Consider the following 21,853-nt stretch of genomic DNA (forward strand, 5'->3'; position numbering starts at 1 on the left):
AGGGGTAAATAAGAAATTTTGTGCTATTTTCATTTAAAACAAGAAAAAGTCTGCCGCGACTCAGCTGTTACGCATAACAGGCTTTTAAAAACGTCTCTAGCCGCTCCCAAGTGGGGCTGGCGTAAGGCAACGCCACATCGTAAAGGGCTTCGTCCAACAAATCGTAGGCAAATATAACCAGCGACCCATTGAGACACTGCGTTTGCAGGTGCTCGTACGCTTTAAGATCAGGTGTAGCCAGCGGTGCGTGCGACAAGCGCTTCACATAGACGTAAAACGGGATGTCAAACCGTTGACTATCCGCCGCACATCTTTGGTGCATGGCCTTTAGCGCCGCCAGTGGGCTAAGCACATACGACGCCTTCACCTGTTGAAGGGTCAGCATATGTTGAATAATCGGCGCTACAGATTGTACGAGCATCTCAATCATAAGCGTCTGTTTTTCATGAAGGCGCTTTTTCGATTTCATCACAACCAAATACCCCAAGGGTTTAGAATCGTACTGAGCAATGAGAATCGGCGCAATCAAAAGGCAGTTGCACGCGTCAAACGTCTTGTCGTAAAGTTCTCCGCAGTACGCTTGTATACTCGTTTCGGTATATTGAACCTCGAGCTCTCCCGTATTGTGCTCAACGAGGGTCTCGATGAGGGCATCTGTCTTCGGTGCCGCATCTGAAAGACGCGCTACAACCCTGAAATCCGGCATATGGAGCGCCAAATACGCTTCATCGATGCCGAAAGTCAAATTGAGTGTGTCCATAATTTGATCGGTAAGTTCTTCTAGTGATTCTGAAGCGTTAATGCCCTTCATCAAATGGTTCATTCGCTTCATCACTTTGACATTTTTATCGAGTTGATCTTTTTGACGAAAAATGGTCTCGTATTGCTGTGCGTTCTCAATCCCCACAGTCAATATGTCGGAAACATCCCGTATACGCGACAACAATTCTTTCGAATACGAAGTCTTGGCATAAGACGGCCCTAAAGTGACAAACCCTTTAATGGTCTTGTTAACCAGTAGAAAAACGTGGGTCGCTCCGAGCCTGCTGAATTTTTCAGGATGATAGAACAAGTCGCCGAGCAACGCTTGATCGCTTTCAATATCCAGTACCAAGCAGCCTTCCGGCGGCGTCGTACACTTGAGTCTAAACACTTCATAACACTTGTCTTCCGAATGCACACTGGCATACGCCTCCACTTTGACAAGACCGTCTGAAGCATCTAAGAGCCCAATGGCCGCCACTGAACTGGCGCTCATTTCCTTTATGACTCCCAGGGCCAACTCTAAAAGCGCTTCTTGAGACAACTCTGACAGCAGAAGACGCACCGTGTGCGATAGCGTATTTAAATTAAACAGCTGTTCGTCTACAGCTTGCCTGAGTGCTTTTCGCTCAATGTAGCGCGAGGCCTTTTCCAGTGCCAAATTCATGAGAAAATTAAAGCGTGAGAGAAAGCCGTCGCCCATCTTCGTCTCCTGCACCTGATGGCGCGTGAACACAAAGCCGTAAAGCAAGTCGTCAATAATGAGCGGCATAACGCTTTCGACACCGGCGCAGTCGAGCATTTCGCCGCAAAAATAGCGTTTTTGCGTCTCGGGATCTCTCAAGAAAAAACCGTTGCGCACGGCAAATGCATCGTGATGCGTCTCCTTCTCAATGGCCTGTGGGTAATCGTTGTCGCCGAATTCAAAAGCGCTTCTGTAATGCGTCTTTGCGTCGTCGAGGACGTAAATGGCCGAGTGTATCGGCTCTTCGAGGGCGTTAAAAATATTAAAACCGTACTCGACAATTTGATCGAGATGTAAGTTTTGTGAGAAAAAATCGATAATACTCTGTAGAGCGCTGTATTTTTCTGCAGTATACGTTTGCATAGCCACTCCTTATTCTCCAGTGTGAATGTTGTTTCCCTTTACATAGAAAGAGCATTTCATCAACTGGGTGATTTGTCTCTGGATTTTTTTCAGTTCCATCAAGGTCTTCGGATAGACCTTTTGGTGCACTTTGACTTCACCGTCGCCTCGCGTCCTCAAGATATCTTCATGCGTTTTGAGTTTTCGATAATACCCGCCGATTTCGTCGAGCAGCGTCTCGTATTGTAGGGTCAAAGCCTTGTACGTGTTTTGAGCGCGTTCGTCAAGCGCATCCGCGTTTTGCTCAAAAATTTCAAGCTTACGCTTTAAGCGGTTGGCCGCAGAGATAATATCGTTGAGCTTTAACTTAATCGCCTCGTGCTCTGCCATAATCTGACCGCGTTCAAAGCCCTCGACATGCACTTTTGTCTCTCTTTCTTGAACGTTGCCGATGGTTCCTGAAATAATCTTGTGTTTCGCCTGAATATGCCCGCCGACAATTTTACCTTTGGCGGGGTCTAGTAAAATTTTATCCGCTTTTACCTGACTATCGTAAGCGTACTTCCCGATATGTACCTCTCTCCCAGCTGATAAAAGCGCTTCGTTGACAAACTTGACGTAGATGTTTTCTTTGGCAATTATCTGACCGCGGGTTTTGCCGTTAATACCGCCCTTGATGACAACAGACCCTTTTTTAGACTCGATTAAATCAATGGCGCCGACACCTTGAGCCCCTTTGATCTCAATATTGCCTGTAGCGACAACTTTAAAGTTGTCCTCCACAGTGCCCTCTATGGTCACACTCCCATCAAAATCGATATTGCCCGTCTCATAGTCCACATTTCCATTTATATGCAAGTGGTTTTCAACTGTAATGCGGTCGTGCTTTATGGCCACTGCGCCATCGCTGAGGGCTCTCAAGACAATTTTATCGCCTTCTTCAAACTCCCCGACGGTCTTTCGGTCGTATTTTAATGCATAATCCCTTCCGCTACGCGCAGGGATAGGGTTCCCACAAACCGTCATGCCGCCAACACCTTTTGTCGGACACGTCTTTTCCCCTAGCCAGTCGCCCACTTTTACATTGTCGATTAAATCCAGCTCGTAATAATCGGAAGAACCGTCTTCATTCACTTTTGGGGTTTTGTTGCCTATTTTATAATAGTGGTACTTGGCGTCTTCTCCTTGCATCGGCTGAATGCCCTTTGCAATGAGCACGCGTTTGCCTACGGGAATATCATCCACAAGAGCATCCTCGATGATGCCGGTGGTCACCCCGTTGTTTTTTATATAGTCTATAACTTCTGCATACACCCTTCCGAAATCGGCGCGCAACTCTTCTTCTGAAATATTGACTTTTACATGTGCACTCATTTCGTCGGCACTGACTTCTAATGTCACTCTGTCAGAGAGCTTTCCTATAACGACCGGTTGCGTCGTCTTTTGCGTTATCGCGTCTTTAAGTGCCTTAAACTCCGTCACTTTAACTTGCGGGTATTTTTTCAGCACTTCATTGAATTGGAAAATGTCCAATGACACATCGCGTATTCTCAAATACACCTGTTCTTCATCGGTTTCTAAACTAAACACATCCGATACATACAAAGTTCTCATGAACGCTTCCCCCTTCGATTAATATCAAAATTTTATCATTATTATTAACAAGTAACAAGTTTTTAGATTGATTTTTCCCACTAATCTGAATAAGGAGTACTAGTTCACGTTTTTTTATAGGTCTTTTGGTGCGATTTTTAAGCGCTCTTTTCGGTACTTAAAAACCATGTGAGGGCAAAGGCCAACAGAAACCCACCGATCGCTTCAAAAGTTACGGCTGAGGGCATTAGAATTCTCGCCGATCCAATAATAATGCCTGAAAAGAGGTAAGAGAGTTCGCTTCGCCACTTATCGTAAAGCACGGCGAGCAATTTTACGAGAAAGAGCATGCCCACCAACGCACCGATGCCATAAGCGACGAGTTTGTCTATGCGAACGGCACTGACATAAAAGATAATCTCCTCGTAGACCCCCATTAATATCAACACCGAGCTCCCAGGCAATCCGGGAATAATCATTGCCGCACTGGAAAGAGCACCTGCCACAAAGAGCGTTACAGGGCCGATTTCTCTCAGCGTCGATGCGGATAACGGCTCTTGGACACTGAGAACGCCTACACAGAGGCCTATGGCAAAGAGAATGGCAAACTTGCGATTGAGCTTCGGCACATTGGCCAAAACCGACTTAATGGACGCGAGCAAAGCTCCCATTAATACGGCCATAGTAAACTCTCGATGACTTTGGAATAAGAAAGCGAACAGTCGGCCGCCTGCGAGAACCCCTAAAACGCCCCCAATAAACACATAACGGTATTTAAAAAAACGCAGTTTGGATAAATCCTTTAACAATTCTTCATAAAAACCGAAAATGAGCAAAACTGTTCCCCCACTCATTCCGGGTAACAAAATGACGAGTCCAAGGACAACGCCTGAAATAAAATCCTTCATAGAACCTCCAGTATTTCAATTGTTTATTTAATTTTTATTATCACCATAATCTTTATACCCTTTTTTTGAAAAAGCTATCCACTGATGCGATGCATCAAAAAAAACCTCTACATCTAAGGCTTGATATAGAGGTTGTTTGCACTTGACTATTCTAAAACGGCTTATCGTTCACAAATAAAAAAGCTGCTCGTCTACGCCGTATCATTGTGGCCTTAGAACGGCCCTCATTGTCGTCGGTATTTTGCCTTGCAGAGATACAGACGATCTGACATTTTTAATTAAATCTCAACAAGACAGTATTCTAGACTTATTTCATCCGGTGCTCTATCTTTGCAAACACTTTCAAAATAATGAACATAATAATCGCTGTAATCCCACCCATTAAGTAATACCCCGCGCCTACGACGAGGCCTAAACAGGCCACTGACCACAAACCTGCCGCCGTCGTCAATCCCTTTACATTGACGCCTTCTTTTATAATTGTACCGGCACCTAAAAAGCCCATGCCGCTGATAACCTGTGCGCCCAGTCGCATGGGGTCTGCCTGTGGGTAACCCTGTACGAGTTTAATGTTGACATCCATTATCAGTGCAGAGGCTACGCAGACGAGCATATGTGTCCGCATCCCAGCTGGGCGCTTTACCGCTTCGCGTTCAAGACCAATTAGACCGCCGATAATCACCGCCACTAGAACTTTTATTAAAGAATCTAAATAAAATGTCATATTTATGTCTCCTCCTTAATATTTCAACCTTTTCTCAGTGTTTTCTAAATATTTTAACAATTCTTAATTTTATACCCTCTTGTTGTGGTATCAAACTTATGATAGCATGATTGAAAGCATAGTATAGACGTTTAGGGGGGGATATATATGTTTAAAATTGCTTTTTCCGGCATGAGAGGTCGGAAAAAAGATACTTTTCTTATGGGGAGTGTCATCTTATTATCTATTATTTTTGTCGTAACATCAACTGTTCTCTATTCGAGTTCCGAAAAAACCAGAGTTGAAGAGAAGGTACAGACCTATGGCTTATGGCAACAGGCCATTGTCGACAACACTTCTGAAATTTCAGCGATTCGAGATTCTTTTGGTAAAGACGTAACCATTGGACAGCTTAAAAAAATTGGGGATTCTTCAACCACTGGGGAAATTGCCGCTATTGACACAGCTTACGCGGATATGGCGAATTTCAAAATCGTCGAAGGGCGTATGCCCACTGCCGACAACGAAATTATTCTCGAATACAAGCAGCTTTCAAACTTTAACCGGGAAGTTTCCGTCGGTGATGAAATTCCAGTTGTTCTCACCGTTACCGTAAGCGAAATGGACGAATACGACGCTTACATGCATCAAAAAAATACTTACATTGCCCATCATTTTCAAGAAATTCTCGACTATTCAAAAGACTACCCAGACAGCGATCTCGCACATTACATCGAAACTTTTCCAAATACTTATTACAACGACATTCTCATACCATATTACCAGCGACAAGCGGCAGAAACCGGCGAATTTCTGACAAATGAATACTCGCTTGCGCTAAAACAAGAATACGTCGACCGCGCTTTTGACAGCTTCGTCTACTTCCGCTACACCGGCCGCAACACGCGCAACACTCTCGACACACTGTACATGGACGATATGCGCGTCGAAGTGAAACAATCGGTTATGTACAGCTACTTCGACCCCACGACGAGAAATAACTTCCTCGATTTCACTGACAGCTCTAATGAGAGCACTGTGGATACGGCACTGACTCTAGAGGCTATTTTAGACCGAGGGACTGTCACCAATCAACAAGTGGTTGTCACACGCCCCATGGTCGTCACCGGCTTTATCGACAACTATACGGAGAACTGGACGACTGACGGTTACTCGATGCCCGGTGCTTACATCACCGAAAACGCCGGCAACCAGTTTCAAAAAGCCTTTTACAACAACACCTTCTTGGATGTGTCGCATATACAGCTCGATCGCCTCTTTTTCTTAAAGGGGAAAGACGTTTTTGACACCCTCTCAGAAGTCACTTATGACAGGACCTTTAGAAACATCGGCACTTACCCGGTGGTGAAGGCTGAAAGCGATAGAACCATTACTTATGGCATATTGGCACTAATTTTTGTCGCCACCATTGCATCGGTTTTCCAAATCAACCTCACACAGATGCGCCGACGAACGCGAAAACTCACTTTGCTCAAATCTATCGGTGCCGTTAAAAAACAAGTACGGGGGTTGCTCATATCCGAACTAATTCTCTACTTGATGGTAAGTGTCCCTTTGGGCTTATTGCTCGGATTTGGGCTTTCATTTGCAGCCATCGCACTCTTAAAACAGTTTACCGATGTGTCACTTTTGTTTGCCGTGAACGGGGCCATGCTCGCCTTCGGTCTGCTTCTCGCCGCTTTTTCTGTCGTCATCGGCTCGTTCTTCCCGATGGTTAAAGCACTTAGAACACCTTTGACTGGCGCCATGAACACACCGCCGAAACACAAAAAAATCAAACACGCCAAAAAGTGCGACGGTATGCCACATCGACTGACTTTTAAAAAGATCTCATTTGCCCATGCGCGAAGTGACTTCAAGAAGAACCTAATGACGCTTACCCTATACACCGTAGCAATCACAACGTTGCTGTTGACAGTGGGCATCAGCTATATTGCTTTCCAGCCCTACATCGACGATGTCATCGTTACTGACCAGCCAGAGTATGCTATTGAAATTCGGCACGGCCTCGGAAGTCGCGATATGGAAAGTGTTAAAAACGAACTGATGACCATAGGCGCTGTCGAAGACGTCCAACTGTACAAGTACGGGTTGCGGGGCTATCTGTATCACCCAGACCTAAAAAACCACGAGCCCTTTACCACTATGCGCCTAAGGGTGCCTCAAAAGTCTTTTGTCAATATTTCTGAGGACAATGCCTACTTAATAGAAAAAGCCCTTATGGTCAACAGTTACGGCGTATCTACTGACGATCGTGTCTTTGAACGCCTTATGGCAAACGGCGCCCGTGAAACCCTCGACGTCGATGCCTTTGAAGCCGGAGAAGAAGTTATTCTGTTGCTACCAAATTACGATAAAAACAAATTTACCTATGCCTCTAAGTCCCGCGATAATACCTCGAGCGCCTACGCTGTTGAAGTCGGAGATACCATCGACATGACCATCCCGACTGAGAATATAGCCGGCACTGCCCTTACCAACGACGTCGCGTTTAACACCCTTAAAGTCGGCGCCATCGTCAACGACTTCGATAAGGTCGGTGTGTGGCCGTTTAATAGAACCCTAGAAATGCCGGTGCTCATCACCTCATACCGAGGGATTGTACAACTGTATCCCGGCGCACTTTCCACCGTAACCATTCCGGCAGATCAGCTGGAGGCATTGCTCAACTCGTTTGCACCGACGCGTTACGGCAGAACTTCTATTAACATCTATATGGCAAAGGGATTTGACCCGCTGAAATCAGAAGCCGCCATCAAGAAAGTCGCCGATGCCTACGGGGTCAAAATAGACAAACATTACATCGACAGCCGCATACGCTTTAACAGCAGTTTGAAAGTCGTTATGATTGTCCTCGTACTCGGCATCGCTGTAACACTTATCGCCCTGCTCATTTTGTACAACACCGCGCTCTCCAAGGTGGAAAACGAGCGCACCCGCATCGGTACACTTCAGTCGCTCGGCGTAACCGGGGGACAATTTAAGTGGCTCTACCGCATCACCGGTGCCCTATTTGGCTGCCTCTCTATCGGCATTGCGTTCCTTTTTAACAGTCTGCTTCTATACGGCACCTACGGCGCTGTAACGGGCCTGTGGCTTTATCCCTACAAACTGGTCTCTATCATCTGCGGCGTGTTCTTCGCAGTCTCTGTACTCGCCTACTACTTGCCGATAAAGCGTATTTTGAGGAATCCGCCTATCTACAATATACAGGGCAATCAAAAATAGACTCTTGAAAACAACGCATTCTAGAAATGCGTTGTTTTTTTGCCCCTCTTTTCACCTACAGTTACACAGAACGTCAAATTTTATAAACAGCGCTTAAAGATTAACTTAAGTGTATCGCTTGTTGTCATTTAGAGCGCCTTCATTCAAGTTTTTAAATTGTAAAAAAATACAGCATTTCTCCGTGTGATTAATTCCAAATGTTTTGTCGCTATATTCTCATTTTTTTAACAATTGTTAATTTTACTTTTTGTTACTATGACATTAAACTTATTAATAGAATGATACAAATATTCGATAAAAAATATTAAAAGGGAGGGAGTTATGCTTAAAATTGCTTTTTCCGGTATGAGGGGGCGGAAAAAAGACACACTTCTAATGGGTAGTGTTATCTTGTTGGCCTTTGTGTTTGTCGTGGTTTCTATAGTCCTTTACTCGAGTTCAGAACAGACGAAAAAACAAGAAATGATGCGGACCTATGGCTCATGGCAACAGGCTATTGTCAATGTGCCTTCTGAACACTCGCACATACAAGCGTTATTTGGTAAAGATGTGTCAATCGGACAACTTAAAAAAGTGGGATTTTCGTCAACCTGCGGCGAAATTGCAGCTGTTGATGCCGCCTACGTTGAGATGGCCAATTTTAAAGTTGTCGACGGCCGTATGCCACTCGCCGACAATGAAATCGTTCTCGAATACAAACAGCTCTCAAACTTCAATAAAGAAATCGTTGTAGGTGACGAAATTCCCGTTGCCCTTACCATTACTGTCAATAAAATGAGCGATCTCGAAGCCGATGCACACCAAAAAAATAAATACCTTACACATTATTACGATGAAATATTAGAGCACTTAGAAGCCTATCCAAATAGTGGGCTCGCCTACTCTATTAAAATGTTCCCTAAGATTTATTACAACGACGTAATTATTCCTAGCTTAAAACAAGAGTTTATACGCACTGGTGAGTTCTTAACCAATACATATTCTCTCGCTATTCAGAAACAAGCTATTGATGAAGCGCTTGAAAGCTATATCTATTTCGAAAGTACCAATAGAAACACTCGAAATACCGTCGACACACACGTTATTGAAGACATGCGCATTGAAGTTAAGCAATCTATAATCTACAGCATTTTCAATCCACCATGGTACCTAGATCTAAACGCCTTAAATACTCTCGACTATGTGAGGGACTATGACTACGACTCCTCACTAAACCTAGAAGAAATCAAGGCGCGAGGTTCAGTGATCAATCAAGAAGTCGTCATTACCCGCCCCATGGTCGTCACCGGCTTTATCGATAACTACACGGAAAACTGGACGACTAACGGTTACTCGATGCCCGGTGCTTACATCACCGAAAATGCCGGCAACCAGTTTCAAAATGCCTTTTACAACAACACGTTCTCGGATGTGTCCCACATACATCTCGATCACCTCCTTTTCTTAAAGGGGAAAGGCGTTTTTGACCCCCTCTCTGAAGTCACTTACGACAGAACGTTTAGAAACATCGGCACGTATCCGGTGGTGACGGCTGAAAGCGATAGAACTATTACTTATGGTATATTGGCACTAATTTTTGTCGCAACCATTGCATCGGTTTTTCAAATCAATCTCACTCAAATGCGCCGACGAACGCGAAGACTCACTTTGTTAAAATCTATCGGTGCCATAAAAAAGCAAATTCGACAGTTGCTTATTTCGGAACTATTGATTTACCTCATGATAAGTTTACCCCTTGGTTTATTGCTGGGGTTCGGGATCTCATTTGCCGCCATCGCACTCTTAAAACAGTTTACCGATGTATCACTTCTGTTCGCCGTGGACTGGGGCATACTCGCCTTCGGCCTGCTTCTCGCCGCTTTTTCTGTCGTCATCGGTTCATTTTTCCCTATGGTCAAGGCGCTTAAAGCACCGCTGACCGGTGCAATGAACACGCCACCAAAGCACAAAAAGGTAAAACACGTCAAAAGGCGTGTCGGTACGGCATATCGACTGACTTTTAAAAAGATCTCATTTGCCCATGCGCGCAGTGACTTCAAGAAGAACCTAATGACGCTTACCCTGTACACCGTGGCAATCACAACGTTGCTGTTGACAGTAGGCATCAGCTATATTGCATTTGAACCTTATATCGATAACGTCATCGCTGCCGACTCACCAGAATACGCCATTGAAATTAAACATGCCCTCGGTTATCGCGATATGCAAACCTTTAAGAATGAATTAATGTCTATAGATGCCGTCAAAGACGTCCAACTGTACAAATACGGGTTGCGAGGCTATCTGTATCACCCAAATCTAAAAAACCACAAGCCCTTTACCAATATGCGCCTAAGGGTGCCTCAAAAGTCTTTTGTCAATATTTCTGAAGACAATGCCTACTTAATAGAAAAAGCCCTTATGGTCAACAGTTACGGCGTATCCACTGACGAACGGGTCTTTGAGCGCCTCATGGCAAACGGCGCCCGTGAAACTCTCGACGTCGATGCCTTTGAATCCGGAAAAGAAGTTATTCTGTTGCTACCAAATTACAACAAAAATGCCTTCAGCTACGCTTCAAAGTTGCGTGATACTTACACCAACGCCTACGCAATCTCTGTCGGCGATAACATCGACATGACCATTCCGACAGAAAACAAATCCGAAGACGATGTAAGAAACGCGCTCACCAACGACGTCGCTTTTAACACCCTTAGAGTCGGTGCTATTGTCAACGACTTTGACGCAGTCGGCGTGTGGCCGTTTAGCAGAACATTTGAAATGCCTGTACTAATTACATCCTATCGCGGTGTCACAAGCTTGTACCCGGGAGCGCTCTTTACTCCGAGCATTCCGAGGGAAGAATTAGAGGGACTACTCAACTCGTTTGCACCGACGCGTTACGGCAGAACTTCTATTAACATCTATATGGCAGAGGACTTTGACCCGTTGAAATCAGAAGCCGCCATCAAGAAGGTCGCCGATGCCTACGGGGTCAAAATCGACAAACATTACATCGACAGTCGTATACGCTTTAACAGCAGTTTGAAAGTCGTTATGATTGTTCTCGTACTCGGCATCGCCGTAACACTTATCGCCTTGCTCATTTTGTACAACACCGCGCTCTCCAAAGTGGAAAATGAGCGCACCCGCATCGGTACACTTCAGTCGCTCGGCGTAACCGGGAGACAATTTAAATGGCTCTACCGCATCACCGGTGCCCTATTTGGCTGCCTCTCTATCGGCATTGCGTTCCTTTTTAACAGTCTGCTTCTATACGGCACCTACGGCGCTGTAACGGGCCTGTGGCTTTATCCCTACAAACTGGTCTCTATCATCTGCGGCGTGTTCTTCGCAGTCTCTGTACTCGCCTACTACTTGCCGATAAAGCGCATTTTGAGGAATCCGCCCATCTACAATATACAGGGCAATCAAAAATAGACTCTTGAAAACAACAGGTTTTAAAAAAACTTGTTGTTTTTTTTGGACACTTCGCTACTCTCATCCGTTATATAAGTGAGAGTACCCTTGAAAAAGGAGGCCGGCAATGACCCTTTATGAAGTTTACACCTCTCACCACGAAACTTTGCTCCGCTTTGCACACAGTCTAACGCGCGATCCCTACCAAGCGGAAGATTTAACTCAAAGTGCCTATTTGAAATCACTAGACAACGACAGGCTCTTTGAACACATGCATCCAGAGCAAATAAAAGCGTGGTATTTTACAACCATTAAAAATTTGTATATCGATCAACTAAGACGTGATACCCGATATCCCAAAACACTTCTAGACGCGTATCAGCCGGACACAGTCCTCACTAAGATTCTCGTCAAAGAAGCGCTCGAAAGCCTCGCACCTCAAGACCGCGCTTTAATCGTTCTTCGGTACATGTACGGTTACACCAGTAAAGAAATTGCTACAATTACCGGAAAAAATGCTTCGACAGTGCGTTCGAGACTTTCGTATCTCGTCCAACACCTGAAACCAGAACTCTAAGGAGGTTCGTATGAAAATTTATGAAAATATCGGCGTTTTAAAACTGAATGGCGCAACAGATGACCTGTTAAAAGATATCCATGAAATCAGCAATTGCGGCATGGTCATTCTAACTGAAGCGCAACAAGCCAAAATTGCTCATGTAACCTTTAAAAATATTGGCTCTCAGTTGGTCGTGCCAGACGATGTGGACGTCATCATGCGCAACGGCAATTTCGAACTGACACAATCCTTCTTAAAAAGCCAAACGGGGCCTTTTGCACTCTTAATCAACGGCACTATCGTCGTCGATAAGGACGTCAGCATCTCTGAACTCAATGCCTTGAAAAAAGCGCTTGTCAATGGGCAGCTCTACGTACCGGAGCACCTCGACGCTACCATAAACCGCGTTACCATGATCAACGGTGACGTAATGCCCTACCCTTCAGAAGCACTCTTGTTTACTGAAAGAGTTGTGCTCAACGACAGTTTTATGTATGGGATTCCCGCCGGAACGCCTCTCTGTTTTAATACCTTAGACTTATCAGGCGACTTCTCGAGAACACTGTTTGAAAAGACGCTTTCTAAAGTGACGGTGTTAAACGAACTGATTGTCAGACAAGAAGACATCGAGTGGCTCGCCCCTTATATCGAGCGCTTCCCACAAGTTAAAAAGCATATTCTTAAGCCCGGCTATCACTACTACGAAAACTTGACCTTAGAGGACAACACCTTGTACCACCTCAAAGGCGATCAGCTCTTCATCAAGGACAAACTGGTCGTGAAGTGCGCACCTGAAAAACTCAAAGAAAAAGTAAAAAAAGTCATTTGCAGTACTTTAAAAACGTATCCGGATTCTGTAGAAGACCTCATGCCTATCATCGAAAAAGTCGACAAAGTACAGTCACTTTACCGGAATACCACGGCCAACTACAACGTCCTCGTCATCGGCGAATCCGAACTGGCGCATTTGGAGACGCTTTCTTATGAAAACTATGGCAAACTCACATTTGACGATACCGTTCAGCCGGAAACCTTCAAAGCTAGAGTGAAACTACTGGTAAATTACGGCGTCATTCACTGTCCACCATCACTCTATCCATTGGTTCTAGAAAAATGTGTCGAAAACATGGGCAAAATTAGCAAGACGACTGATGCCGATGCAGCCGACACATCCGATTCCGGTGAGCGCAACGGTCATACAATCGTGGCAAATATGGGGTTCTTAGATCTTTAAGATTTGGTAATAAACGCCTAGAGGAGAGACACCTAGGCGTTTTTCCTGTTATAATAGCTTTAATTAAACAGGGAGGCCATTATAGTTATGCGACTACATCCCATTGGGATGCGAACGATAAAGACCGGGATCGCCGTCAGCTTAACCTTGTTGCTCACAAGGGCATTAGGCGTCGATAACCCTTTCTTTGCCCTCATTGCATCTGCCATTGCCATGGAGTCTTCAGTTTCCGAATCTGTCAGCGTCGGTAAAAACCGCATGATCGGAACTGCTATCGGCGCTGTCATCGCCATTGTATTTTCGTATACGCTACCGACCCAGCCCCTATCTGTGGGGATTGGCGTCATTGTATTGATTTACATTTCCAATCAACTGAAACTCAAAAAATCCATAAAGATTTCAACCATAGTCTTTATTGCCATTCTCGTGAACAACGATGAAGTAACGCGCTTTCAATACGCGGTATTTAGAAGCTTTGATACGTTTATCGGGCTTTCTATCGGAACCCTCGTCAACTACTATATCAAACCGCCCAACGGTCGAAAGAGCTTATACGCTTACATTGAAGCCAGTGAAAAAAAACTTCAGTCACTTATTGATCAATACGACCGCGGGGAATCTATCGGCACCTACGAGGACATGCTCGCGACTTTGATGGCTGTGGAAAAAAAACGTCGAACGCTTATCAACGATCAGAAGCTTTTTCTATACGACGCGTCAGACCTTCAAGCCATCCACCAAGCATTTGAAAACATCAAGAAGGGGTATACCCATCTCAGTGTTCTCGTCTCACTAGAGGGCGCCACAGAAGCTGTTCGCGCCTATCACTTAAATGCTTTAAAACACTTCAAAAATTCTCTGTCTTAAAGAGCTAAAAAACGGTACGCCTCTCCGCGCACCGTTTTTTTATAGGCGTCACCTCTTAAGAGGCCTCTGTCTTTTCCAAACACTCTCGAGCTGTTTGTAAAACATACCATGAAACCAGTGCCTTGAGTCCGGCTGACAACCGGATAATACCGTAGCCCGATAGAACGGCACTGTAGAGGAAAGTGTAACAAAAGATAGCAAAACTAAAATACAGAATCTGATAAACCGCTTTTTTATTGCGTTCGGCAAAAGTGATTACCAGTAAAATACCAAGTGCCAACCAAGCAAAGAAGGTGGCCGCATCTATAAACTGATTGATCAGATACCCCCTAATGCTAAATGCATTGACGACAATAATTGCAAATGACACCACTTGAATGGTTATATGATTCTTAGAAAGCCCATTTAACAGCTTCGACTGCGCCTTTATGTCTTCTACAAACTTACTAAAAATCGATAGCGTCTCAGCGGTCTTTTCGCCAACAGGTGACTTAACTTTTAAGTAGCCCAGTACCGCAACGGCAACTAAGAGCCCTGCGAGTAGAGTATCTTCCCAGTCTGCCGAAAACAGAGGGAACAACAAGGCAAATACGAAGCCTATACCGATAAACAAAAAACCTTTTTTATAAGGGTCTTCTGTTTCCAAAGCGCGCTTGCCACTTTTAAAGACGTCGTTGTCTACGAGATGATCCTCAAAGTAATCCAGCTTTAAGTTGATGACAAAACCCACAACACCGACAATAGCAGCAGCCCATGCGACAAAGTAACCAAAGCTCACCTTAGAAGTGAGAAGTAAGGCCAAGTAACCGTCCATGCCCTTTTTCAGCACTATTGGTAGCGCCAGCAATAAGCCAATGGTTGCGAGATACGTCAAAGCAAGCGCTGGTTTAAACCATTTCTTTTGTTTGACGCAATAAAGCGCTCCTGTTAACACACAAAGCGCGGGAATCAAATAGTAAGCTGTTAGCGCGAAGCGCCACCCTGTGATTCCCGCCATAGAGAGATGACTCCCCTCACGTAACACCATTACGAGTTTGGGAATCGAAATCCCCCATTTGCCATACGCAGTACCGAAAGTCGTTGCGACTTGAATCCACGGCAGCCAAAAGGCAATGAGCAAAACCCCCAATGCATATAATGACATATGACGTTTTAAATTTTTCACTGTTATGTACCTCCAATTTTATTATGTCACACAATACCATTATATACCATATAAGTTATGAAATCCACCTTTATTGTATTCTTTTTTAAAATTATAAGGACATTTTTACAATCAAAAAAGATCAGAACGTCTGTCTGATCTCATATAAAAAAACATGATACACATCATGTTGTCAACTTATCGATTTGTAATTGGTGCCCAGAGGCGGAATCGAACCACCGACACGGGGATTTTCAGTCCCCTGCTCTACCGACTGAGCTATCTGGGCTTTTTAATTGTGGTGGGCATAAGTGGACTCGAACCACCGACCTCACGCTTATCAGGCGTGCGCTCTAACCAGCTGAGCTATACGCCCACAATTAAAAAATGGTGATCCATCCGCGACTCGAACGCGGGACACCCTGATTAAAAGTCAGGTGCTCTACCGACTGAGCTAATGGACCCTATTAAAAAACTATTGGTAGCGGCGAGTGGACTCGAACCACCGACCTTTCGGGTATGAACCGAACGCTCTAGCCAACTAAGCTACGCCGCCTTGTGGCTCAAAACGCAGTTTTGAAATGGTGGGAGTAATAGGGATCGAACCTATGACCTCCTGCTTGTAAGGCAGATGCTCTCCCAGCTGAGCTATACTCCCGGATGTGAGCTGATGCTCACAAAATAATTGGTGACCCCTAGGGGAATCGAACCCCTGTTACCGCCGTGAAAGGGCGGTGTCTTAACCGCTTGACCAAGGGGCCAGTGGTGCGGGTAGAGGGACTTGAACCCCCACGAACCAGTCACTAGATCCTAAGTCTAGCGCGTCTGCCAATTCCGCCATACCCGCAATAAATCAGCAACGTTCTACTCTCCCAGGCAGCTGCCCGCCAAGTACCATCGACGCTGGAGGACTTTACTTCTGTGTTCGGTATGGGAACAGGTGTTGCCCCTCCGCCTTCGTCACTGAATTGCTTAACTATGAAACTGTGAAGGTTAGTACCTTCAAAACTGTATATATAAGAACCGATAAATCCTCTTAACTCTAAAGCGTGGTCAAGTCCTCGACCTATTAGTACCTGTCAGCTGAATGCATTGCTGCACTTACACCTCAGGCCTATTACCATATTATCTTCATGGGGTCTTACTCTATTAAAAGATGGGAAATCTCATCTTGAGGGGGGCTTCGCGCTTAGATGCCTTCAGCGCTTATCCCTTCCAAACTTAGCTACTCAGCAGTGCTCTTGGCAGAACAACTGATACACCAGAGGTTTGTCCATCCCGGTCCTCTCGTACTAAGGACAGCTCCTCTCAAATTTCCTACGCCCACAGCAGATAGGGACCGAACTGTCTCACGACGTTCTGAACCCAGCTCGCGTGCCTCTTTAATGGGCGAACAGCCCAACCCTTGGGACCTACTTCAGCCCCAGGATGAGACGAGCCGACATCGAGGTGCCAAACCTCCCCGTCGATGTGGACTCTTGGGGGAGATAAGCCTGTTATCCCCGGGGTAGCTTTTATCCGTTGAGCGATGGCCCTTCCATGCGGTGCCACCGGATCACTAAGCTCGACTTTCGTCCCTGCTCGAGATGTCTCTCTCGCAGTCAAGCTCCCTTTTGCCTTTACACTCTTCGCGCGATTTCCAACCGCGCTGAGGGAACCTTTAGGCGCCTCCGTTACTCTTTAGGAGGCGACCGCCCCAGTCAAACTGCCCACCTGACATTGTCCTAGAACAGGATCACTGTCCATAGTTAGAATAACGGTATACAAAGAGTGGTATCCCAACAGCGACTCCTATAAGACTGGCGTCCTATATTCTTAGTCTCCCACCTATCCTGTACATCATATACCATTATCCAGTGCCAAGCTGCAGTAAAGCTCCACGGGGTCTTTCCGTCTAGCTGCGGGTAACCGGCATCTTTACCGGTACTACAATTTCACCGAGTCCATTGTTGAGACAGCGCCCAAATCGTTACGCCTTTCGTGCGGGTCGGAACTTACCCGACAAGGAATTTCGCTACCTTAGGACCGTTATAGTTACGGCCGCCGTTTACTGGGGCTTCAGTTCTGTGCTTCGCCTAAACTAACACTTCCCCTTAACCTTCCAGCACCGGGCAGGCGTCAGCCCCTATACATCATCTTTCGATTTAGCAGAGACCTGTGTTTTTGGTAAACAGTCGCTTGGGCCTATCCTCTGCGGCCGGATCTAGCTCTTAACCTGATCCGGCACCCCTTCTCCCGAAGTTACGGGGTCATTTTGCCGAGTTCCTTAACAATGGTTTTCTCGCGCGCCTTAGTATTCTCTACTCTCCTACCTGTGTCGGTTTACGGTACAGGCACCTGCTCCCTCGATAGAAACTTTTCTTGACAGTGTGATATCTGCTGCTTCGTTACTTAAGTTCACTCCCCATCACAGCTCATCCTCAGTAGCGCGGATTTGCCTACGCTACAGACTCGCTGCTTGGACATGCTCTTCCATTCGCATGCTCAGCATAACCTCCTGTGTCATTCCTTCTCTCAAACGGGTCTCGGTGGTACAGGAATCTTCACCTGTTGTCCATCGCCTACGACTTTCGTCCTCGGCTTAGGTCCTGACTTACCCTGAGCGGACGAACCTTCCTCAGGAAACCTTAGGTTTTCGGCGGACGGGATTCTCACCCGTCTCTCGTTACTCATGCCAACATTCTCTCTTGTGTGATATCCATAAGTCCTTGCGATCTTACTTCACCTCTCACACAATGCTCCTCTACCAATTGTCTAAACAATTCCATAGCTTCGGTAGCAAGTTTTAGCCCCGGTAATCTTCGGCGCAGGATCACTCGACTAGTGAGCTGTTACGCACTCTTTAAATGAGTGGCTGCTTCTAAGCCAACATCCTAGTTGTCTGTGCAATCCCACATCCTTTTCCACTTAACTTGCATTTTGGGACCTTAGCTGATGGTCTGGGCTCTTTCCCTTTCGACTATGAATCTTATCACACATAGTCTGACTCCTGAGTAAAAGATATCGGTATTCGGAGTTTGATAGTCTTCGGTAGCCGGTGAAAGCCCCTAGGACATTCAGTGCTCTACCCCCGTATCTCTTAACTCAAGGCTAGCCCTAAAGCTATTTCGAGGAGAACCAGCTATCTCCGGGTTCGATTGGAATTTCTCCGCTATCCACATGTCATCCCAACCTTTTTCAACAGATATGGGTTCGGGCCTCCAAGAGGTTTTACCCTCGCTTCACCCTGCACATGGATAGGTCACCCGGTTTCGGGTCTACGCCATACAACTTATTCGCCCTATTCAGACTCGCTTTCGCTGCGGCTCCGCACCTGAAGCGCTTAACCTTGCTGCATAACGTAACTCGTTGGCCCGTTCTACAAAAAGTACATGGTCGTTCTTTAACGAACTTCCACTGCTTGTAAACATAGGGTTTCAGGTTCTTTTTCACTCCCCTCCCGGGGTTCTTTTCACCTTTCCCTCACGGTACTGTGCGCTATCGGTCACCAGGTAGTATTTAGCCTTGGCAGATGGTCCTGCCTGCTTCCCACAAAGTTTCACGTGCTCCGTGGTACTCCGGATCAGTACGTTCGATCTTCCCCTTTCGCCTAAGTGGCTCTCACACGCTTCGGCGGACTTTCCCAAGTCCTTTGGCTAGGGTACCTTCTACTTGATATACTGTCCACACCCCCTCGTCCGAAGACTTGGGTTTGGGCTGTTTCCCGTTCGCTCGCCGCTACTTAGGAAATCACTTTTGTTTTCTCTTCCTTCGGGTACTTAGATGTTTCAGTTCCCCGAGTTCCCTTCCTATGACCTATGAATTCAGTCATGGATACCTAGACATTACTCTAGGTGGGTTCCCCCATTCGGACATCTACGGATCGGCGCTCGCTTGCAGCTCCCCGTAGCTTTTCGCAGCTTACCACGTCCTTCTTCGGCTCCTGGTGCCAAGGCATCCACCCTATGCTCTTAGTAACTTGACCTTACTTTTGAGTTTGAGTTTTTACTTTGGCTTACATTGTTTTCAATGCTTGCTTTTTTACTAACTTAATAGTCGGTTCTTTATATATACAGTTTTCAAGGTGCTAATTTACGAAGTTTGCGTCAGCAAAGTTCGCCGGATGCGTCAGCATCCTAAGACGTCAGTCTTGAATTTGCGTGAGGCACTTTCTGAAAGAAAGTGACGAATACTCGTCCAAGATTACATCTTGTTTTGAAAGTTCCTAGAACCCTCAAAATTAAACAGTGTAAATGTCTATTTACTCCTTAGAAAGGAGGTGATCCAGCCGCACCTTCCGATACGGCTACCTTGTTACGACTTCACCCCAGTCATTGATTTCACCTTCGACAGCTCCTTCCTTACGGTTAGGCCACTGGCTTCGGGCGCCCCCAACTTCCGTGGTGTGACGGGCGGTGTGTACAAGACCCGGGAACGCATTCACCGCGACATTCTGATCCGCGATTACTAGTAACTCCAACTTCATGTAGGCGAGTTGCAGCCTACAATCCGAACTGGGATCGGCTTTTTAGGATTCGCTCCAGGTCACCCCTTCGCTGCCCGTTGTACCGACCATTGTAGCACGTGTGTAGCCCAGATCATAAGGGGCATGATGATTTGACGTCATCCCCACCTTCCTCCGTGTTCTCCACGGCAGTCTGTCTAGAGGGTTCAGCTTAACCTGTTAACAACTAAACATAAGGGTTGCGCTCGTTGCGGGACTTAACCCAACATCTCACGACACGAGCTGACGACAACCATGCACCACCTGTCTCCTCTGTCCCGAAGGACATAGCCGGCTAAGGCTACTTCAGAGGGATGTCAAGACCTGGTAAGGTTCTTCGCGTTGCTTCGAATTAAACCACATGCTCCGCTACTTGTGCGGGTCCCCGTCAATTCCTTTGAGTTTCACACTTGCGTGCGTACTCCCCAGGCGGAATACTTATTGCGTTTGCTGCGGCACCGAGCTTTGACACCCGACACCTAGTATTCATCGTTTACGGCGTGGACTACCAGGGTATCTAATCCTGTTCGCTACCCACGCTTTCGTGCATCAGCGTCAGTTACAGTCCAGTAAGTCGCCTTCGCCACTGGTGTTCCTCCTAATATCTACGAATTTCACCTCTACACTAGGAATTCCACTTACCTCTCCTGCACTCAAGCTTAACAGTTCCAAAGGCTTACATTGGTTGAGCCAATGCCTTTCACCCCTGGCTTGCTAAGCCGCCTACGCACCCTTTACGCCCAGTGATTCCGGATAACGCTTGCCCCCTACGTATTACCGCGGCTGCTGGCACGTAGTTAGCCGGGGCTTCCTCCTAAGGTACCGTCATTTTTTTCTTCCCTTAGGACAGAGTTTTACGATCCGAAAACCTTCTTCACTCACACGGCGTTGCTGCATCAGGCTTGCGCCCATTGTGCAATATTCCCCACTGCTGCCTCCCGTAGGAGTCTGGACCGTGTCTCAGTTCCAGTGTGGCCGATCACCCTCTCAGGTCGGCTACTGATCGTCGCCTTGGTAAGCCGTTACCTTACCAACTAGCTAATCAGACGCGGGCCCATCCCATACCGATTAATCTTTGTCGCTCAGAACATGTGTCCCGTGCGAAGTATGAGGTATTAATCACCGTTTCCAGTGGCTATCCCTCTGTATGGGGCAGGTTGCCCACGCGTTACTCACCCGTCCGCCGCTTTCCAAAACTTCATTTGGCCGAAACCGCATTCCATTTCTTCTCGCTCGACTTGCATGTGTTAGGCACGCCGCCAGCGTTCATCCTGAGCCAGGATCAAACTCTTAATTATAATGTTTGACGCCTGTTACCTCAAAACGAGCTAACTGTGTGTGTTGTGTCGCTCCCAGTTTGAAAATCTGCCGACCTGTTTTACGCCATTGCTTCGTCAAGCATTCTCGACAATGTACCACATTGCCTTCAAATACTTTCCTTGCACTGCCGCAAAACATCTGACATCTTTTCTAAAGCGGATACGAAACAACACACGCGCATTTGTTTTTCCGTTTTTCATCACTCTTCTCGAATTGCTTCGAGTAGGTTTTGACGTTTGGTTTTTCTTGCATTTACACTGTTTAATTTTCAAGATTCTAGCGTGTCACCTCTCGACGACAGCTTATTTAGTTTATCAAACCCGATGAGGTTTGTCAACTGTTTTTTTAACTTTTATTTTTGTTGTCATAACTTCCGTTTGGCAACTTGTATATCATACTACAGCCCCCTCACACCGTCAACCCCAAAACAAATAGTCGGAATATTTGTTTTACACATTGCTGAAACGCTCTATTTGATTTTAAAAAAGATCGCCTCTTTTAAAGAAGCGACCTCTGTCAATCAAACGCCTTAAAACAAGTGTCTC

Annotated in this window: 10 protein-coding genes, 7 tRNA genes and 3 rRNA genes; 5 read left to right on the forward strand and 15 right to left on the reverse strand. The window is 46.0% G+C overall.

Translation table 11 applies throughout. From position 1 onward, the window contains the following. Positions 1-67: 67 nt before the first annotated feature. From ACR6HW_RS07905 to ACR6HW_RS07920, 4 genes are all read right to left on the reverse strand, one after another. Positions 68-1,870 carry a GAF domain-containing protein gene (locus tag ACR6HW_RS07905; protein WP_455730610.1) on the reverse strand — a complete coding sequence of 601 codons (1,803 nt, stop codon included), beginning with the start codon at positions 1,868-1,870 and terminating at the stop codon, positions 68-70. A gap of 9 nt (positions 1,871-1,879) precedes the next feature. Continuing rightward, positions 1,880-3,463, reverse strand: coding sequence for a DUF342 domain-containing protein (locus ACR6HW_RS07910; RefSeq protein WP_455730611.1), 1,584 nt, complete (start codon positions 3,461-3,463; stop codon positions 1,880-1,882). Between the two features lie 137 nt (positions 3,464-3,600). Further along, positions 3,601-4,350 (reverse strand): undecaprenyl phosphate translocase family protein, encoded by a 750-nt coding sequence (locus ACR6HW_RS07915; RefSeq protein ID WP_455730612.1) that lies wholly within the window; start codon positions 4,348-4,350, stop codon positions 3,601-3,603. A 307-nt stretch (positions 4,351-4,657) separates the two neighbouring features. Next, a complete protein-coding gene (locus tag ACR6HW_RS07920; RefSeq protein ID WP_455730613.1) occupies positions 4,658-5,074 on the reverse strand; it encodes an MgtC/SapB family protein in 417 nt (138 codons plus the stop codon). A 147-nt stretch (positions 5,075-5,221) separates the two neighbouring features. On the opposite strand from ACR6HW_RS07920, the gene ACR6HW_RS07925 reads away from it, so the two are divergent. The 5 genes from ACR6HW_RS07925 to ACR6HW_RS07945 all read left to right on the forward strand — a co-directional run bounded on the left by ACR6HW_RS07925 (position 5,222) and on the right by ACR6HW_RS07945 (position 14,361). After that, on the forward strand, positions 5,222-8,302 hold the full coding sequence (locus ACR6HW_RS07925) for an ABC transporter permease (RefSeq protein WP_455730614.1): 3,081 nt from the start codon (positions 5,222-5,224) through the stop codon (positions 8,300-8,302). A 321-nt stretch (positions 8,303-8,623) separates the two neighbouring features. Beyond that, positions 8,624-11,722, forward strand: coding sequence for an ABC transporter permease (locus ACR6HW_RS07930; RefSeq protein WP_455730615.1), 3,099 nt, complete (start codon positions 8,624-8,626; stop codon positions 11,720-11,722). Between the two features lie 106 nt (positions 11,723-11,828). After that, complete coding sequence (locus tag ACR6HW_RS07935) at positions 11,829-12,278, forward strand: RNA polymerase sigma factor (RefSeq protein ID WP_455730616.1); 450 nt, start codon at positions 11,829-11,831, stop codon at positions 12,276-12,278. Between the two features lie 10 nt (positions 12,279-12,288). After that, the gene (locus ACR6HW_RS07940) at positions 12,289-13,494 is read left to right on the forward strand and encodes a hypothetical protein (protein ID WP_455730617.1); all 1,206 of its coding nucleotides are present in this window, start codon (positions 12,289-12,291) and stop codon (positions 13,492-13,494) included. 108 nt (positions 13,495-13,602) lie between these two features. Next, positions 13,603-14,361, forward strand: a complete 759-nt coding sequence (locus ACR6HW_RS07945) for an FUSC family protein (RefSeq protein ID WP_455730618.1) — start codon at positions 13,603-13,605, stop codon at positions 14,359-14,361. Positions 14,362-14,416: 55 nt separating this feature from the next. Here ACR6HW_RS07945 and ACR6HW_RS07950 read toward each other — a convergent pair whose 3' ends face one another. From ACR6HW_RS07950 to ACR6HW_RS08000, 11 genes are all read right to left on the reverse strand, one after another. Continuing rightward, complete coding sequence (locus ACR6HW_RS07950) at positions 14,417-15,505, reverse strand: hypothetical protein (protein WP_455730619.1); 1,089 nt, start codon at positions 15,503-15,505, stop codon at positions 14,417-14,419. A 213-nt stretch (positions 15,506-15,718) separates the two neighbouring features. Then, positions 15,719-15,794, reverse strand: a tRNA-Phe gene (locus ACR6HW_RS07955). Between the two features lie 10 nt (positions 15,795-15,804). Then, positions 15,805-15,881: transfer RNA gene (locus tag ACR6HW_RS07960), tRNA-Ile, on the reverse strand. 12 nt (positions 15,882-15,893) lie between these two features. After that, positions 15,894-15,969: transfer RNA gene (locus tag ACR6HW_RS07965), tRNA-Lys, on the reverse strand. A gap of 15 nt (positions 15,970-15,984) precedes the next feature. Continuing rightward, positions 15,985-16,061, reverse strand: a tRNA-Met gene (locus tag ACR6HW_RS07970). A gap of 26 nt (positions 16,062-16,087) precedes the next feature. Then, a tRNA-Val gene (locus ACR6HW_RS07975) sits at positions 16,088-16,163 on the reverse strand. Between the two features lie 28 nt (positions 16,164-16,191). Further along, positions 16,192-16,266, reverse strand: a tRNA-Glu gene (locus tag ACR6HW_RS07980). A 2-nt stretch (positions 16,267-16,268) separates the two neighbouring features. After that, positions 16,269-16,352 (reverse strand) — tRNA-Leu (locus ACR6HW_RS07985). Between the two features lie 4 nt (positions 16,353-16,356). Continuing rightward, positions 16,357-16,473: ribosomal RNA gene (gene rrf / locus ACR6HW_RS07990) — 5S ribosomal RNA — on the reverse strand. 81 nt (positions 16,474-16,554) lie between these two features. Beyond that, a 23S ribosomal RNA gene (locus tag ACR6HW_RS07995) occupies positions 16,555-19,469 on the reverse strand. 287 nt (positions 19,470-19,756) lie between these two features. Beyond that, a 16S ribosomal RNA gene (locus ACR6HW_RS08000) occupies positions 19,757-21,286 on the reverse strand. The 16S, 23S and 5S rRNA genes sit together here with 7 tRNA genes alongside, the layout of an rRNA operon. Positions 21,287-21,853: the final 567 nt, after the last annotated feature.

It is taken from the genome of Fusibacter sp. JL298sf-3 (genome assembly GCF_053842995.1).